Here is a 15,301-nt window from a genome sequence, read left to right as displayed (position 1 = left end):
GGTGAAATCTGATTTTGGGGGCTCGTGCACCCTAAAATCCAGGCACAAAAAAAAGACGCCCGAGGGCGTCTTTTTCTTTGGAATTTGGTGGAGCCGGGGGGATTTGAACCCCCGTCCGCCAGTACTCCGCTGTCGGTACTACATGCTTAGCCGTGTCTACTGAGTTAATCCGCAGCCGCCCGACGGGCAGGGTGCTTTGGACGAGTTGGGTAAGTTTTAGTCGCTTTGCCCCCAACGTGCTACACGACGATCCTGTTCTGTATGACAATCATTTCGGGTTTACAGGCATCCCCTGATGATTGCTGGAGCCGAAGCTACCAGGAGAGCGGGCTCAGCTGCTTACGCAGCGAGAGCGTAGCCCTCGTAGTTTTCGTCATTGGCAACTATAGAAAGTTGCAACAGTGGATTTACGAGTTCTGTTACCAACTCGGCATGCACCTAGAGTTTCGCTACCGGCGTCGAATCCTGATCGGCCCCACACTAGCTCTTGGCTAACGCACCTTACGGTACGTGAGGCGGAGTATACGCCATTGCGCGGGCGACGTCGACAGCCGGTCCGGTCGCCCGCTTTTGGGCTCACGCGCCGCTACCGCCGCTGGTGCCGCTGCCTTTCTCGGTTTTTTCCAGGCGCTCCAGGACTTTGCTGGTGATGGCGATGCATTCCTTGGTGTCGCCCGAGGCTTGCGCAGCCTTGGCTTTGTCGACGTGCTCGGTGATGGCCTTGTCCAGGCCTTCGGAGGTGGCGCCGGCGGTGGCCATGCTGTCGTCGATCTTTTGCAGGTTGGCGGTGCACAGGTCTTCGGCGGCGAACACCGGCGAAGCCAGCAGGGTGGCGGCCGCGAACAGGGCCGAAAGCGCGGTACCTTTCATGGGAGTCTCCTTCTGGGCCTCTGGAAGGTGGGCCTGTAAGGGTGGACTGTGGGGGAATGGTGGGGGTTCAATCGGGATGCTGGCGCGGGATGGCACCGGCTTTGCCGGTGTTCGCGGCTGAAGCCGCTCCCACAGGTGCTGCACATAGCTGCCCAGGCATGACTGGGGGTTGAGGTGGTGCATAGTGCATGCCTTGATTCTTTCTGCGCCAGTGAGATCGAGCGCCGCCCGCGCGGCGCTTCGCGGGACAAGCCCGCTCCCACATTTGTTGCAACGTGCCCATGTCTGTTAGGCCATGGTTGTCAGCCTGTTTTGACTCAATTTCTCGGCTGGCGCTGCCGCCGCCTCACCAGTTTCAAGACATGCGCCAAGGCAGGCAACCATGGCCTGACAGGTTCGGTACGTTGCAACAAATGTGGGAGCGGGCTTGTCCCGCGAAGCGCCGCGCGGGCGGCGCTCGATCTCACTGGCAACAAAGTTGTCACGACAAGAACATGCTTGCCAAAAACCATAGAATCTCCGACTGGGATTGCGATAGCCGTCAGAACTTGCCTTGAACGGTCATATGCTACGCGGCCGGGTGACGCGGTCTACCAGGTAGACCAGCCCGTGGTAGTCGATGCCGCTATGGCTGGACAGGCCGATCTCGCAGGTGCGGCTGGTGGAAATGCCTTCGCTGCAATACTGCACCGCATCCTTCAGGCTGCGCAGCGAGTGGGCGTTGAGCTCGGGGGTGGTGAAACCTTTGTCACCGGCAAAGCCGCAGCAGTGTATGCCCTCCGGGATCACCACCTGTTTGCTGCAGCGCCGCGCCAGGTCGATCAGTGCCTGGCTTTCGCCCAGGTGCTGGGTGCTGCAGGTCACATGCACGGCCACTGGTTCGTCCTGGGGGGTGAACTCCAGGCGCTCGAGCAGGTGGGTGCGGATGAAGCGCACCGGGTCGTACAGGTCCAGCCGGGTGTCGCTCAGGTCTTGCACCAGGCGCAGGGTGCAGGGACTGGTGTCGCAGTAGATCGGGTCGAGGCCGCCGCGGCTTGCGTGCAGCAGGGCGGCAATCAGTTCCTGGCGTTTGTGCTCGGCCTGCTCGGGGTAGCCCTTGGAGGCGAACGGCTGGCCGCAGCACAGGCTGTCGGCGTTGTCGGGGAACACCACCTGGTAACCGGCCTTTTCCAGCAGGGCGCGGGTCTTGTCCAGTAGCGAACTCTGCTCGCGGTCGGCATAGGCCGGGCCCATCACCCGCGAGACGCAGGCGGCCAGGTACACCACGCGAGGGCGGGCATCGTTGCTGGCCGGGCCGATGTCCAGTGGGCGCAGGGGTTGTGGCATCGCCGGGGTCCACTGTGGCAGGCGGCCTTTGCTGGCTTTGTTCAGCGAGGCGCTCAGGCGGCCCAGGCGTGGGGCGCCGAGCAGCTTGCGTGCGGTGTTGGCGGCGGTCAGGGTCAGGCGCGCGCCGCCCAAGGCAGTGTGGAAGTGTTCGGCCAGCCAGTCGGCGGTTTTTTCGTGCTCGGCGGCCTGGCTGCGCAGTTTCTTCACCAGTTCGCCGGTGTTGATGCCGACCGGGCAGCGCTGGGCGCACAGGCCGGTGGCGGCGCAGGTGTCGATGCCCTGGTACTGGTAGGTCTGGCGCAGTTCGCGGGTGTCGATGCCGGCGCGTTGTTTGGCCTGTATGTCACGCCACATGACGATGCGCTGGCGCGGGCTGAGGGTCAGGCCTTTGGACGGGCAAACCGGTTCGCAGAAGCCGCACTCGATGCACTTGTCGACGATCTCGTCGGCGGCGGGCAGCGGCTTGAGGTTCTTCAGGTGGATGTCGGGGTCTTCGCTCAGCACCACGTCGGGGTTGAGGATGCCGTTGGGGTCGAGCAGGCGCTTCAGCTTCCACATCAGTTGGTAGGCGTCATGGCCCCATTCCAGCTCCACGAACGGTGCCATGTTGCGCCCGGTGCCGTGCTCGGCCTTGAGCGAGCCGCCGAACTCCACCGCCACCAGTTGCGCCACATCGTCCATGAAGGCCTGGTAGCGGGCGACTTCCTCGGCACTGTTGAAGCCTTGGGTGAAGACGAAGTGCAGGTTGCCTTCCAGGGCATGGCCGAAAATGATCGCTTCGTCGTAGCGGTGCTTGTCGAACAGCTGGATCAGGCGGTTGACGCCTTCGGCCAGTTGCTCGATGGGGAAGGTGACGTCTTCGATGATGACGGTGGTGCCGGTCTGGCGCACGGCGCCGACGGCGGGGAAGGTGTCCTTGCGGATTTTCCACAGCTGGTTGTACACGGCCGGGTCTTCGCTGAAGTCCACCTGCTGTTCCAGCGGGAAGTCGGCGATCGAGGCCATCACCTGTTGCAGCTGTTCATGCAGCAGGCTCTGGCTGGCGGCGCGGGACTCGATCAGCAGGGCGCAGGCATTGTCCGACAGGCCTTTTACCCACAGCGGCATGCCCGGCATGTTCTGCACCGAGCGCAGGCTGCGGCGGTCGAGCAGCTCCACGGCCGAGACCGGCTGGCGCTTGAGTACGGTCACCGCGCGGCAGCAGCTTTCCACGCTGGGGAACACCAGCAGGGCGCTGGCCTTGTGCGGGTGGTCGGGCACGGTGTCGTAGGTGACGGCACTGATGAAGCCCAGGGTGCCTTCGGAACCGACCAGCAGGTGCTGCAGGATATCCAGCGGCTGGTCGTAGTCCACCAGTGCGTTCAGCGACAGGCCGGTGGTGTTCTTCAGCCGGTATTTGTGCCGGATGCGCTCGGCGAGTGCAGTGTTGGCGCGGGTCTCGCGGCCCAGGCGGGCCAGTGCTTCCAGCAGGTCGGCGTGGCTGGCCTCGAACGCGGCGACGCTGGCCGGGTCTTCGCTGTCCAGGCGCGTGCCGTCGGCCAGCACCAGGCGCAGGCCGGCCAGGGTGTGGTAGGTGTTCTGCGCGGTGCCGCAGCACATGCCGCTGGCGTTGTTGGCGACGATGCCGCCGATCTTGCAGGCGTTGATCGAGGCCGGGTCGGGGCCGATCTTGCGCCCGAAGGGGGCCAGCCAGGCATTGGCCTGGGCGCCGATGACGCCGGGCTGCAGGCGGATCTGCTCGCCTTGGCCGCGGATTTCACGGCCGTTCCAGTTATCGCCCAGCACGATCAGCACCGAGTCGCTGATGGCCTGGCCGGACAGGCTGGTGCCGGCAGCGCGGAAGGTGACCGGCACCCGCTCGCGCTGGGCCAGTTTGATCAGGCCGACCACTTCGTCTTCGGACTCGACGCGCACCACCAGCTTGGGGATCAGCCGGTAGAAGCTGGCGTCGGTGCCGAAGGCCAGGGTGGAGGTGGGGTCGTCGAAGCGGCGTTCGGCGGGGATCAGGCGCTCGGCATCACGCAGGAACGCGGCGGGCAGGCTCATGCAGTCTCCTCGCGGGGCCGTGGCGTCTGTGCGCCACATGCCCCGGGTCAATCAGGCGGTCGTTCTTGCGGGCGTTCAGGCGCCCAGTTCGCGTACCAGCGAGTCGCGGGTGATTTCGCTGATCGACTTGGCGCCGGTCAGCACCATCGCTACGCGCATTTCCTTCTCGAACAGTTCCAGCAGGTTCTTCACCCCGGCCTGGCCGTGCACGGCAAGGGCGTAGAGGAAGGCGCGGCCGATCAGTACGGTATCGGCGCCCAGGGCGATCATGCGCACCACGTCGAGGCCGCTACGGATGCCGGAGTCGGCGAGGATCTTCAGGTCACCTTTGACCGCATCGGCAATTGCCGGCAGGGCACGGGCGCTGGACAGCACGCCGTCGAGCTGGCGGCCGCCGTGATTGGACACGACGATGCCGTCGGCACCGAACCTGACCGCATCGCGGGCGTCATCGGCATCGAGGATGCCCTTGATGATCATCGGGCCGTCCCAGAACTCGCGGATCCACTCCAGGTCTTTCCAGGAGATCGACGGGTCGAAGTTGTTGGCCAGCCAGCCGATGTAGTCGGCAAGGCCGGTGGGGTTGCCACGGTAGGTGGAAATGTTGCCCAGGTCGTGCGGGCGCCCCATCACGCCGACATCCCACGCCCACTCGGGGTGGGTCATGGCTTGCAGCACACGGCGCAGCGGGCCGTTCTTGCCGCTCATGCCAGAGTGGGCGTCGCGGTAGCGGGCGCCGGGGGTCGGCATGTCGACGGTGAACACCAGGGTCTTTACCCCGGCGGCCTTGGCCCGCTCCAGCGCGTTGCGCATGAAGCCGCGGTCCTTGAGCACGTACAGCTGGAACCACATCGGCCGGTCGATGGCCGGGGCCACTTCTTCGATCGGGCACACCGACACGGTGGACATGGTGAACGGAATACCGTGGGCAGCCGCTGCGCGCGCCGCCTGCACTTCACCACGGCGGGCGTACATGCCGGTGAGGCCGACCGGGGCCAGGGCCACCGGCATGCTCAGGGTTTCGTCGAACAGTTTGGTCTGAAGGCTGAGCTCGGACATGTTCTTCAGCACGCGTTGGCGCAGGGCAATGCTGGCCAGGTCCGAGACGTTGTGGCGCAGGGTGTGCTCGGCGTAGGCGCCGCCGTCGGCATAGTGGAACAGGAAGGGAGGCAGCTTGCGTTGGGCCGCGGCGCGATAGTCGGTAGAGGCAGAAATGATCATGGATTCTCGCAGCGTTGCGTGTGGGGATTGCCGGGCGCGCGATGGCGCCCGGCCCCTTTCACTTTAGTGATGAACCAGCATGCCGGTCAGCCAGTAGGCCTGGATCAGGGTGATCAGGCCGACGATGGTGGCGAAGAACAGGCTGTGCTTGACGGTGAAGCGGAACAGGTCGGATTCCTTGCCAACCAGGCCGGTGGCGGCGCAGGCCACAGCGATCGACTGCGGCGAGATCATCTTGCCGGTCACGCCGCCGCTGGTGTTGGCCGCTACCAGCAGAGTGTCGTTGACCCCGATCTGGTGCGCGGTGGTGGCCTGCAGCGAGCTGAACAGGGCGTTGGACGAGGTGTCGGAACCGGTCAGGAACACACCCAGCCAGCCGAGGAACGGCGAGAAGAATGGGAACGCGGCACCGGTACCGGCCAGCACCAGGGCCATGGTCGAGGACATGCCCGAGTAGTTGGTGACGAAGGCGAAGGCCAGCACCATGCCGATCGACAGGATTGGCCAGCGCAGCTCCCAGAAGGTTTCCTTGAAAGTGGTCAGACCAGTTTTGAAGTTGATCTTCAGCACGGCCATGGAGATCAGCGCCGAGAGGAAGATCGCGGTGCCGGTGGCAGAGATCGGGTCGAGCTTGAACACCGCTGGCATGGCGGTTGGCGCGGCGACGATCGGTGCGGTCTTGATCACCAGTTGGTCGAGGTGCGGGATGGCGAAGTTGAACACGAAGTTGTACATCGCGCCGCCCGGGGCGAAGGCCGCCTTGAACGGTTTCAGGGTCCAGATGGTGACCAGCACGGTGAGGATCAGGAACGGCGACCAGGCTTTGAAGATCTCGCCAAAGCTGTAGGGGCTTGGCTGGCTGCCGCTTGGCTGAACCACGGCGGCGCCGACGCTGCCTTTGGCTTCGGCGAACGAGCGCTTGGGCTGCCAGACTTTCAGGAACAGGGTCAGGGCGATCAGGCTGGCCAGGGCCGAGGTGATGTCCGGCAGCTCCGGGCCGATGAAGTTCGAGGTGAAGTACTGGGTGACGGCGAAGCTCAGGCCGGCGACCAGGGCGGCAGGCCAGGTTTCCTTCACGCCACGCAGGCCGTCCATCATGAATACCAGCCAGAACGGCACGAACAGCGACAGCAGCGGCAGCTGGCGACCGGTCATGGCGCCGATGTGGAAGGCGTCGATACCGGTGACCTGGCCGGCCACGATGATCGGGATGCCCAGGGCGCCGAAGGCCACTGGCGCGGTGTTGGCGATCAGGCACAGGCCGGCGGCGTACAGCGGGTTGAAGCCCAGGCCCACCAGCAGCGCGGCAGTGATTGCCACCGGTGCGCCAAAGCCTGCCGCACCTTCCAGGAAGGCACCGAAGCAGAAGCCGATCAGCAGCACTTGCAGGCGCTGGTCATCGGTAATCGACAGCACCGAGCTGCGGATCACTTCGAACTGGCCGCTCTTGACCGTGAGTTTGTACAGGAACACCGCGGCAACGATGATCCAGGCAATCGGCCAGAGGCCGTAGAGGAAGCCATAACCCGCAGCGGCGAATGCCATGTCGACAGGCATCTGGAAGGCGAAGATCGCCACCAGGATCGACAATGCGAGGGTGATGCTGCCGGCCACGTGGCCTTTGAGGCGGAATACGGCGAGGGCGAGGAAGAAGAAGACGATGGGAATGACCGCCGCCAGTGCGGACAGGCCAAGACTACCAAGCGGACTATAGATTTGTTGCCAGGTTTGCATATGGGGTGGCCCCTAATTGTTGTTGGTCAGGCACTGGCATTGGATAATTGGTAAGACCAATTTACAATGGCTGGGCGCTAGGTTAAAAGCGTCTTCGTGGGTGTGTCAATTTGTCCCGTGCAAAACTTTGGTCGCGTGCCGATGAGCGGGCGCCTGGTGGGTAGGGAAAATCGTCGCCTGGTGGGTGTTTGCGCGATCTGGATCGGCGAGAATAGGCGCCCCCTGAAATCTGCCGGGGGTTTGTGGAGAGCATGTGATGGTTTTTGATCAGGTCCGCCAACGGCGCCTGTCCGACGACATTGTCGATCGGTTGGAAGGGATGATTCTGGAAGGCACGCTGACCTCGGGGCAGCGGCTGCCGGCCGAGCGCGTCCTTGCCGAGCAGTTCGGCGTGTCCCGCCCGTCACTGCGTGAGGCGATCCAGAAGCTGGTGGCCAAGGGGCTGCTGGTCAGCCGCCAGGGTGGGGGCAATTTTGTCGCCGAGTCCCTGGGGTCCACTTTCAGCGACCCGTTGCTGCAGCTGCTCGAGCACAGTGCCGAGGCGCAGCGTGACCTGCTTGAATTCCGCCATACCCTGGAGGCTTCCTGCGCCTACTACGCGGCCCAGCGCGCGACCCAGCCGGACCGGGCGCGGCTGAAGGCGGCGTTCGATGCGCTGCAGGACTGCTATGCCAGGGCCGACGAAGTGACCCGGGCGGAGGAGGGCGCGGCCGATGCGCGCTTCCACCTGGCGATTGCCGAGGCTAGCCATAATGCCGTGCTGCTGCACACCATTCGCGGCTTGTTCGACCTGCTCAAGCGCAACGTGGTGACCAACATCGGCGGCATGTACCAGCAACGGACCGAGACCCGGGACATGCTGATCAGCCAGCACCGGGAGCTGTACCTGGCGATAGTCGAGGGCAGGGCGGAGGATGCGCGGGAAGTGTCCAGCCGACACATTCTGTATGTGCAGGAGGTGCTGGAAGAGGCGCACGAAGAAGCGCAGCGAGTGGCGCGGGCGGAGCGGCGTAGCGGGCGTTGAGATTTGTACTGGCAGTGCTGGCCTCTTCGCGGGTAAACCCGCTCCCACAGAGACTGCACCGAATCTGAACTCAGTGTTAATCCTGTGGGAGCGGGCGAGCCCGCGAAGAGGCCGGAGCAGGCTGAAGAAGAGGTATTACTCTTCCTTGCCCTTGTTCCGCACAGCCCGCTGCAGCTCGCGGTTGGAATCGCGCTCGCGCATGGTGTCGCGCTTGTCGAATTCCTTCTTGCCCTTGCCCAGTGCGATTTCGCACTTGATCAGGTGCTTGCTCCAGTACAGCGCCAGGGCCACGCAGGTGTAGCCCTTTTGCGCCACGGCCGCTTCCAGGCGCTCGAGCTCGCGCTTGTTCAGTAGCAGCTTGCGAGTGCGGATGGGGTCGGCGATGACGTGGGTGCTGGCCGTGGTCAGCGGGGTGATGTGGCTGCCGAACAGCCAGGCCTCACCGTCTTTCAGCAGCACGTAGCTGTCAGTCAGGTGCGCCTTGCCGGCTCGCAGGCTTTTTACTTCCCAGCCGGACAGGACCAGCCCGGCCTCGAACTTGTGTTCGATGAAGTAATCGTGTCGCGCCTTCTTGTTCTGCGCGATGGTCCCGGTCGGATGTTTCTTTTGTTTAGCCATAGGGGCGGCATTATAGGCAGTCGCCGCGTCGTCGGCTATGGGATTTCGGTGTGCTTGAGCCACTGCAATGAATACCGGACAATACAGCCCCTGTCTTTGCGACAGAACCTGTTTTCGGCACGCTGCGAAGCGCCGCCACCCAGCCTTGGAAGTGATGCCTGGATGACTACCCATATTCAACGCTCCGCCCTGCTGCCATACCCCGCCCAGGCGCTTTACGATCTGGTCAACGATGTGGCCAGCTATCCGCAGTTCCTGCCTTGGTGCTCGGCCTCGACGGTGATCGAAGCCAGCGACACGCACATGCGCGCCAAGCTCGATGTTGCCAAGGGCGGCATGAGCCAGCACTTCGTCACGCGCAACGTACTGGTGCCGGGGCAGTCCATCGAGATGAACCTGGAAGAGGGGCCGTTCACCCAGTTGCATGGCCTGTGGGTGTTCAAGCCGTTGGGTGACAAGGCCTGCAAGATCAGCCTGGACCTGTCGTTCGATTATGCCGGCCCGCTGGTGCGCGCGACCCTGGGCCCGCTGTTCAACCAGGCGGCCAATACGCTGGTGGATGCGTTCTGCCAGCGTGCCAAGCAGCTGAATGCCTGACTGAAAAGGTGGCAACAAAAAGCCCGGACCAGGTCCGGGCTTTTTTGTATCTGCTCGCCGCTTATTGAGGCGAGGTCTCCAACGGAGCCGGAGTCGGGACCGGGGTGGTCTCGATGGTGTCGATCTCGCGCTGGATGGATTCTTCCACCGAGCCTGGCTTGGCCGGTTTCTCTTCAGGCTGCACGGTTGGTTGCTCTGGCTGGTTGGCCGGGCTGACCGTGGTGTCGCTGCTGCCACCGAGGATTTCCTGGTCGCGGCTGACGCCTGGCATGAAGTCGCCGGAAAGGCTGACCAACTGGTCGCTTTCGTTGAAGAATACGCTCATGCGTTCTTGCTGGCGTTTGCCGCCGCCTGGCTGCAGGCTGTACAGGTAATCCCAACGGTTGGTGTTGAAGGTGTCCTGGATCAGCGGGTTACCCATGATAAACCTTACTTGCCGGCGGGTCATTCCGGGGCGCAATTGGTCTATCATGTCTTGCGTAACGACATTGCCCTGCTGGATGTCGATTTTGTAAACCCCGGGAAACGAGCAACCGGCGAGTGCGAGCAGTCCCACTAGGGTGAGGCTGGTTAGCAAGAGCTTGGTGTTTTGCATCGGTGGGCGACTTCCACTATCTTGGCTGGACAACGTAAACCCCGATCATACCCGTATTAAGAGAAGCTGCGAAGCAGCATCGGCGAGAAAGCTGACCATGGTTGAAAATAGCGAATTGCGCAAAGCCGGTCTCAAGGTGACCCTGCCTCGAGTCAAGATCCTTCAGATGCTCGACTCCACCGAGCAGCGTCACATGAGCGCCGAGGATGTCTACAAGGCGCTGATGGAGGCTGGCGAGGACGTGGGCCTGGCCACCGTCTACCGCGTACTGACCCAGTTCGAAGCGGCGGGTCTGGTGGTTCGCCACAACTTCGACGGCGGTCATGCGGTGTTCGAACTGGCCGATGGCGGTCACCACGACCATATGGTCAACGTGGAGACCAGTGAAGTCATCGAGTTCATGGATGCCGAGATCGAGAAACGCCAGCGCGAAATCGTGGCCGAGCATGGCTACGAGCTGGTGGACCACAATCTGGTCCTGTATGTGCGTAAAAAGAAGTAACGATTTTTTATCGTTATGAATGGCAAAGGCGACCTTCGGGTCGCCTTTGTGCTTTCTGAGGCAGAGAGCTGTGTCGTTTGTGCCGGCCTCTTCGCGGGTAAACCCGCTCCCACAGGTACTGCGCAGGCTCAGGTCCGGTGAATATCCTGTGGGAGCGGGTTTACCCGCGAATGGGCCTGAAAAAGAAGGGTTCAGGCCTTGCCGCTTACCACCATCTTGCGCGCATGCGCCAGGGATTCCTTGGTCAGGTCTATGCCGCCCAGCATCCGCGCCACTTCCTCGACCCGCTCACGTTTGCCCAGGTTGGCCACGGCGGTGTGGGTGGTGTCGCTGTTGCGCACCTTGTGCACGAACAGGTGGTGATGCCCTTGTGCCGCCACCTGCGGCAGGTGGGTCACGGTCAGCACCTGGCCGCGTTCGCCCAGGCGGCGCAGCAGTTGGCCGACGATTTCGGCAGTAGGCCCGCCGATACCGACGTCGACTTCGTCGAACACCAGGGTTGGAATGCGTGAGGTCTGCGCGGTAATTACCTGGATCGCCAGGCTGATGCGGGACAGTTCGCCACCTGAAGCCACCTTGGCCAGGCCCTTGAGTGGTTGGCCAGGGTTGGCGCTGACCAGTAGCTCGATCTGCTCCAGGCCATGAGGCGAAAGGTCTGCTCCCTCATTGGGGGTAAGTGCGATGCAGAAGCGCCCGCCGGGCATGCCCAGGCGTTGGATCTCCTGCTCGACGGCCACTGCCAGCTGCTGGGCAGCCTGTTGGCGCAGTGCGCTGAGCTCGCGAGCCTTCTCTTTATAGTGCTGGGCGAAGGCGGCCAGCTCTTCACTCAACCGCTCGATCGACTCGTCACTGGCGTTCAGGCCCTCCAGCTCTTCCATCAGCTGCTGTTGCAGGTGGGGTAGTTCGGTGGGGTGCACACGGTGTTTGCGCGCCAGCGTATAGATAGTGTCGAGGCGTTCTTCCAGTGCCTGCAGGCGCATGGGGTCGGCGTCGAAGTTGTCGAGAAAACGGTTGAGCTCGCCCACGGCTTCTTCGACCTGGATCTGCGCACTGGCGATCAGGTTGGCTGCTTCGCCCAGTGCCTTTGGCGAGTTGGTGGCGGCACCCAGGCGGTTGAGGCTGGAGGTGAGGGCGCTGAGCACATTGCCCGAATCGCTCTCGCTGCACTGGTCGATGACCTGGCGGCAGATGCCGAACAGGGCTTCGGCGCTGGTCAGGTTCTTGTGTTCCTGCTCCAACTGCTCCAGCTCGTGTTCGCCCAGGCCGAGGTTGTCGAGTTCCTCCAGCTGATAGCTCAGCAGCTGATGGCGGGCGCGCTGCTCGTCGCCGGAGTTGGACAGGCGCTCCAGTTCCAGACGGGTCTGGTTCCAGCGCTTGGCTGCCAGCTGTACCTGGCGGGCCAGGTCGACGGCGCCGGCGTACTCGTCGAGCAGGCGGCGGTGGGTGTCGGTCTTGAGCAGCGACTGGTGCTCGTGCTGACTGTGGATATCGATCAGCAACTCGCCCAGCGCCTTGAGGTCGCCGAGCGGGCAGGGCGTGCCATTGATGTAGCCGCGGCTGCGGCCTTCGGCGGTGATCACCCGGCGCAGGATGCACAGGCCGTCGTTGTCCAGGTCGCGCTCGGCCAGCCAGGCATGCGCCTCGGGGATGTCCACCAGATCGAAGGTGGCGAGGATGTCTGCCTTGTCCGTGCCGGGGCGCACCACGCCGCTGTCGGCCCGGTCGCCCAGTGCCAGGCCGAGGGCGTCGAGCATGATCGATTTGCCGGCACCGGTCTCGCCGGTAATGACGGACATGCCGCGGGCGATTTCGAGGTCGAGGTGCTCGACGATGGCGTAGTTGTGAATGGACAGGTGCACCAGCATGGGGCGGCTCCCGAAAGTCAGGTCTGGTTATTTATACAGTACTTTTTTCAGGCCTGCCAATGCCCCTTGGCAGATTCTGTTGCAGCCGGGAAAACCACCTTGCCCCTTGAAGCTGGTTTTTCCGGCCCCATATAGCCGACATCCAAGGCGAGCCTGGCTCGCAGTCCACAAAATTGCGCAGGAGAGACCCCATGGCTGACGAACAGCTGAACGAGAAAGACCTTAACGTCGAAGAGACCGGTGCAGGTAATGCTGCCGACGCCCGCGTCCTGGAACTCGAGGAGCAGCTGGCCGCCGCCAAGGACCAGGCGCTGCGCGCCGTTGCCGACGTGCAGAACGCTCGCCGTCGTGCCGAACAGGACGTCGAGAAAGCCCACAAGTTTGCCCTCGAGAAGTTCTCGGGCGACCTGCTGCCTGTGATCGACAGCCTGGAACTGGCCCTGGCGCACTCCAGTGCCGACGATGAGCACGTCAAGCAGATCCGCGAAGGCGTCGAGCTGACCCTGAAGATGTTCCAGGACACCCTCAAGCGTTACAACCTCGAAGCAGTCGACCCGCACGGCCAGCCGTTCAATCCAGAGCATCATCAGGCCATGGCCATGCAGGAAAACGCCGAAGTCGAGCCGAACAGCGTGCTGAACGTCTTCCAGAAGGGCTATCTGCTCAACGGCCGCCTGCTGCGCCCTGCCATGGTGGTGGTCAGCAAGGCGCCGAGCGCGGCGCAGCCCTCGATTGATGAAAAGGCTTGAAATCCTTCCGGGCATCCCCATCTAGGTGTCAAGCCTTCAAGTATTACTGCAGTTGGCCAAAGTAGTCGCTGCTACCAAATTCAAGTTTCGGGAGAGTTAACATGGGTAAAATCATCGGTATCGACCTGGGGACCACCAACTCGTGCGTCTCTGTTCTGGAAAACGGTAACGTCAAGGTCATCGAAAACGCCGAAGGTGCGCGTACCACCCCTTCGATCGTGGCCTACGCCAATGATGGCGAAATCCTGGTTGGTCAGTCGGCCAAGCGTCAGGCGGTCACCAATCCGCACAACACTCTGTTCGCAGTGAAGCGCCTGATTGGCCGTCGCTTCGAAGAAGACGTGGTGCAGAAAGACATCAAGCTGGTGCCTTACAAGATCGTCAAGGCCAGCAACGGCGACGCCTGGGTACAAGCCAGCGGCAAGGACATGGCTCCGCCGCAGATCAGCGCCGAAGTCCTGAAGAAAATGAAGAAAACCGCCGAAGACTACCTCGGCGAGCCAGTTACCGAAGCGGTCATCACCGTTCCGGCCTACTTCAACGACAGCCAGCGTCAGGCCACCAAGGATGCCGGTCGCATCGCTGGCCTGGAAGTAAAACGCATCATCAACGAGCCGACTGCCGCTGCGCTGGCTTACGGCATGGACAAGGCCAAGGGCGACCACACCGTCATCGTTTATGACCTGGGTGGCGGTACCTTCGACGTTTCGGTCATCGAAATCGCCGAAGTCGATGGTGAGCACCAGTTCGAAGTACTGGCTACCAACGGCGACACCTTCCTGGGTGGCGAAGACTTCGACATGCGCCTGATCGACTACCTCGTCGACGAGTTCAAGAAAGAGTCCGGCATGGACCTGAAGAACGATCCGCTCGCGCTGCAGCGTCTGAAAGAAGCCGCTGAAAAGGCCAAGATCGAACTGTCCTCCGCTCAGTCGACCGACGTGAACCTGCCGTACATCACTGCAGACGCTACCGGTCCGAAGCACCTGAACGTGAAGATTTCCCGCGCCAAGCTGGAATCTCTGGTCGAAGACCTGGTTGCCCGTACCATCGAGCCTTGCCGCATCGCTCTGAAAGACGCTGGCATTGATGCCAGCAAGATCGACGACGTGATCCTGGTCGGCGGTCAGACCCGCATGCCGCTGGTGCAGAAGGCCGTTGCCGACTTCTTCGGCAAGGAAGCGCGCAAGGACGTCAACCCGGACGAAGCCGTGGCCATGGGTGCTGCCATCCAGGGCGCCGTGCTGGCCGGTGACGTGAAAGACGTACTGCTGCTGGACGTCAGCCCGCTGACCCTGGGTATCGAAACCATGGGTGGCGTGATGACTTCGCTGATCGAGAAGAACACCACCATCCCGACCAAGAAGTCGCAGGTGTTCTCGACTGCCGATGACAACCAGGGTGCCGTGACCATTCACGTGCTGCAGGGTGAGCGCAAGCAGGCTGCCCAGAACAAGTCGCTGGGCAAGTTCGACCTGGCTGACATTCCGCCGGCTCCACGTGGCGTGCCGCAGATCGAAGTAACCTTCGACATCGACGCCAACGGCATCCTGCACGTCAGCGCCAAGGACAAGGCCACCGGCAAGTCGCAGTCGATCGTGATCAAGGCCAACTCCGGCCTGTCGGACGAAGAGATCGAGCGCATGGTGCGTGACGCCGAGGCCAACGCCGAGGAAGACCGCAAGTTCGAAGAGCTGGCCGCTGCCCGTAACCAGGGTGATGCGCTGGTTCACTCGACCCGCAAGATGGTCGCTGACGCTGGTGACAAGGTTACCGCTGAAGAGAAAACCGCCATCGAGGCTGCCGTTGTTGCCCTGGAAGCCGCTGTCAAAGGCGACGACAAGGCTGCCATCGACGCCAAGGTCGAAGAGCTGTCCAAGGTATCGGCACCGGTTGCCCAGAAGATGTACGCCGAGCAGTCGGCCGAACAGCCACAGGGCGGCGCACAGCAGGCCGAGCCGGAAGCCAAGCACGATGACGTGGTTGACGCTGAGTTCGAAGAAGTGAAAGACAACAACAAGCAGTAATCCCTGCATGTTGTCGGCCGGTTCACCGCCGTTTGGCGGTGAGCTGGTAGGATGTCGCCGCGCGGGGGCTTGCTCCCGCGTTGGCGTATCTGGAATTCGAGAATTTTTACAGCATCTGTCAGTGGCC

At 62.7% G+C, this 15,301-nt stretch carries 12 protein-coding genes and 1 other RNA gene; 5 read left to right on the top strand and 8 right to left on the bottom strand.

What is annotated here, in order from left to right; translation table 11 throughout:
- Positions 1-85: 85 nt before the first annotated feature.
- The 5 genes from ssrA to CAG46_RS24110 all read right to left on the bottom strand — a co-directional run bounded on the left by ssrA (position 86) and on the right by CAG46_RS24110 (position 7,197).
- Positions 86-477: a transfer-messenger RNA gene (gene ssrA, locus CAG46_RS24130) on the bottom strand.
- 99 nt (positions 478-576) lie between these two features.
- Entirely contained in the window at positions 577-870 is a 294-nt protein-coding gene (locus CAG46_RS24125) for a hypothetical protein (protein WP_085591686.1), read from the bottom strand.
- Positions 871-1,431: 561 nt separating this feature from the next.
- A complete protein-coding gene (locus CAG46_RS24120) occupies positions 1,432-4,242 on the bottom strand; it encodes an FAD-binding and (Fe-S)-binding domain-containing protein (protein ID WP_085617930.1) in 2,811 nt (936 codons plus the stop codon).
- A 75-nt stretch (positions 4,243-4,317) separates the two neighbouring features.
- Positions 4,318-5,463, bottom strand: coding sequence for an FMN-dependent L-lactate dehydrogenase LldD (gene lldD, locus CAG46_RS24115; RefSeq protein ID WP_013974303.1), 1,146 nt, complete (start codon positions 5,461-5,463; stop codon positions 4,318-4,320).
- A 63-nt stretch (positions 5,464-5,526) separates the two neighbouring features.
- Positions 5,527-7,197: a lactate permease LctP family transporter gene (locus tag CAG46_RS24110; RefSeq protein ID WP_015271872.1), complete on the bottom strand. Its 1,671-nt coding sequence runs from the start codon at positions 7,195-7,197 to the stop codon at positions 5,527-5,529.
- A gap of 256 nt (positions 7,198-7,453) precedes the next feature.
- Between CAG46_RS24110 and CAG46_RS24105 the strand changes: the two genes are divergently transcribed.
- The gene (locus CAG46_RS24105; RefSeq protein WP_013974301.1) at positions 7,454-8,221 is read left to right on the top strand and encodes an FCD domain-containing protein; all 768 of its coding nucleotides are present in this window, start codon (positions 7,454-7,456) and stop codon (positions 8,219-8,221) included.
- Between the two features lie 135 nt (positions 8,222-8,356).
- On the opposite strand, the gene smpB is transcribed toward CAG46_RS24105, so the two are convergent.
- Entirely contained in the window at positions 8,357-8,839 is a 483-nt protein-coding gene (gene smpB, locus CAG46_RS24100; RefSeq protein ID WP_013974300.1) for an SsrA-binding protein SmpB, read from the bottom strand.
- Positions 8,840-9,001: 162 nt separating this feature from the next.
- On the opposite strand from smpB, the gene CAG46_RS24095 reads away from it, so the two are divergent.
- Positions 9,002-9,436 (top strand): type II toxin-antitoxin system RatA family toxin, encoded by a 435-nt coding sequence (locus CAG46_RS24095; protein WP_025340712.1) that lies wholly within the window; start codon positions 9,002-9,004, stop codon positions 9,434-9,436.
- Positions 9,437-9,497: 61 nt separating this feature from the next.
- Here the strand turns inward: CAG46_RS24095 and CAG46_RS24090 are convergent, their stop codons facing one another.
- Positions 9,498-10,031, bottom strand: coding sequence for an outer membrane protein assembly factor BamE (locus CAG46_RS24090; RefSeq protein ID WP_025340711.1), 534 nt, complete (start codon positions 10,029-10,031; stop codon positions 9,498-9,500).
- Positions 10,032-10,128: 97 nt separating this feature from the next.
- Here CAG46_RS24090 and fur point away from each other — a divergent pair, with 97 nt between their 5' ends.
- Positions 10,129-10,533 (top strand): ferric iron uptake transcriptional regulator, encoded by a 405-nt coding sequence (gene fur, locus CAG46_RS24085; RefSeq protein WP_015271870.1) that lies wholly within the window; start codon positions 10,129-10,131, stop codon positions 10,531-10,533.
- Between the two features lie 191 nt (positions 10,534-10,724).
- Here the strand turns inward: fur and recN are convergent, their stop codons facing one another.
- Positions 10,725-12,398 carry a DNA repair protein RecN gene (gene recN / locus CAG46_RS24080; protein ID WP_085617927.1) on the bottom strand — a complete coding sequence of 558 codons (1,674 nt, stop codon included), beginning with the start codon at positions 12,396-12,398 and terminating at the stop codon, positions 10,725-10,727.
- Positions 12,399-12,589: 191 nt separating this feature from the next.
- On the opposite strand from recN, the gene grpE reads away from it, so the two are divergent.
- Together grpE and dnaK are read left to right on the top strand one after the other, a co-directional pair.
- The gene (gene grpE, locus CAG46_RS24075; protein WP_025340709.1) at positions 12,590-13,147 is read left to right on the top strand and encodes a nucleotide exchange factor GrpE; all 558 of its coding nucleotides are present in this window, start codon (positions 12,590-12,592) and stop codon (positions 13,145-13,147) included.
- A 101-nt stretch (positions 13,148-13,248) separates the two neighbouring features.
- Positions 13,249-15,174, top strand: coding sequence for a molecular chaperone DnaK (gene dnaK / locus CAG46_RS24070; RefSeq protein ID WP_085617925.1), 1,926 nt, complete (start codon positions 13,249-13,251; stop codon positions 15,172-15,174).
- Positions 15,175-15,301: the final 127 nt, after the last annotated feature.

Origin of the sequence: Pseudomonas sp. B23(2017) (assembly GCF_002113725.1) — a bacterium.
GTDB classification, from domain to species: domain Bacteria; phylum Pseudomonadota; class Gammaproteobacteria; order Pseudomonadales; family Pseudomonadaceae; genus Aquipseudomonas; species Aquipseudomonas putida_Z.
Note: the sequence above shows the minus strand (reverse complement) of the source record. Positions and strands in the feature narration are given on the sequence as shown.

Excerpts from the sequence above, each read along its gene's own strand:
- CAG46_RS24125 (WP_085591686.1), bottom strand. The coding sequence starts at position 870 with ATGAAAGGTACCGCGCTTTCGGCCCTGTTCGCGGCCGCCACCCTGCTG.
- CAG46_RS24120 (WP_085617930.1), bottom strand. The coding sequence starts at position 4,242 with ATGAGCCTGCCCGCCGCGTTCCTGCGTGATGCCGAGCGCCTGATCCCC.
- lldD (WP_013974303.1), bottom strand. The coding sequence starts at position 5,463 with ATGATCATTTCTGCCTCTACCGACTATCGCGCCGCGGCCCAACGCAAG.
- CAG46_RS24110 (WP_015271872.1), bottom strand. The coding sequence starts at position 7,197 with ATGCAAACCTGGCAACAAATCTATAGTCCGCTTGGTAGTCTTGGCCTG.
- CAG46_RS24105 (WP_013974301.1), top strand. The coding sequence starts at position 7,454 with ATGGTTTTTGATCAGGTCCGCCAACGGCGCCTGTCCGACGACATTGTC.
- smpB (WP_013974300.1), bottom strand. The coding sequence starts at position 8,839 with ATGGCTAAACAAAAGAAACATCCGACCGGGACCATCGCGCAGAACAAG.
- CAG46_RS24095 (WP_025340712.1), top strand. The coding sequence starts at position 9,002 with ATGACTACCCATATTCAACGCTCCGCCCTGCTGCCATACCCCGCCCAG.
- CAG46_RS24090 (WP_025340711.1), bottom strand. The coding sequence starts at position 10,031 with ATGCAAAACACCAAGCTCTTGCTAACCAGCCTCACCCTAGTGGGACTG.
- fur (WP_015271870.1), top strand. The coding sequence starts at position 10,129 with ATGGTTGAAAATAGCGAATTGCGCAAAGCCGGTCTCAAGGTGACCCTG.
- recN (WP_085617927.1), bottom strand. The coding sequence starts at position 12,398 with ATGCTGGTGCACCTGTCCATTCACAACTACGCCATCGTCGAGCACCTC.
- grpE (WP_025340709.1), top strand. The coding sequence starts at position 12,590 with ATGGCTGACGAACAGCTGAACGAGAAAGACCTTAACGTCGAAGAGACC.
- dnaK (WP_085617925.1), top strand. The coding sequence starts at position 13,249 with ATGGGTAAAATCATCGGTATCGACCTGGGGACCACCAACTCGTGCGTC.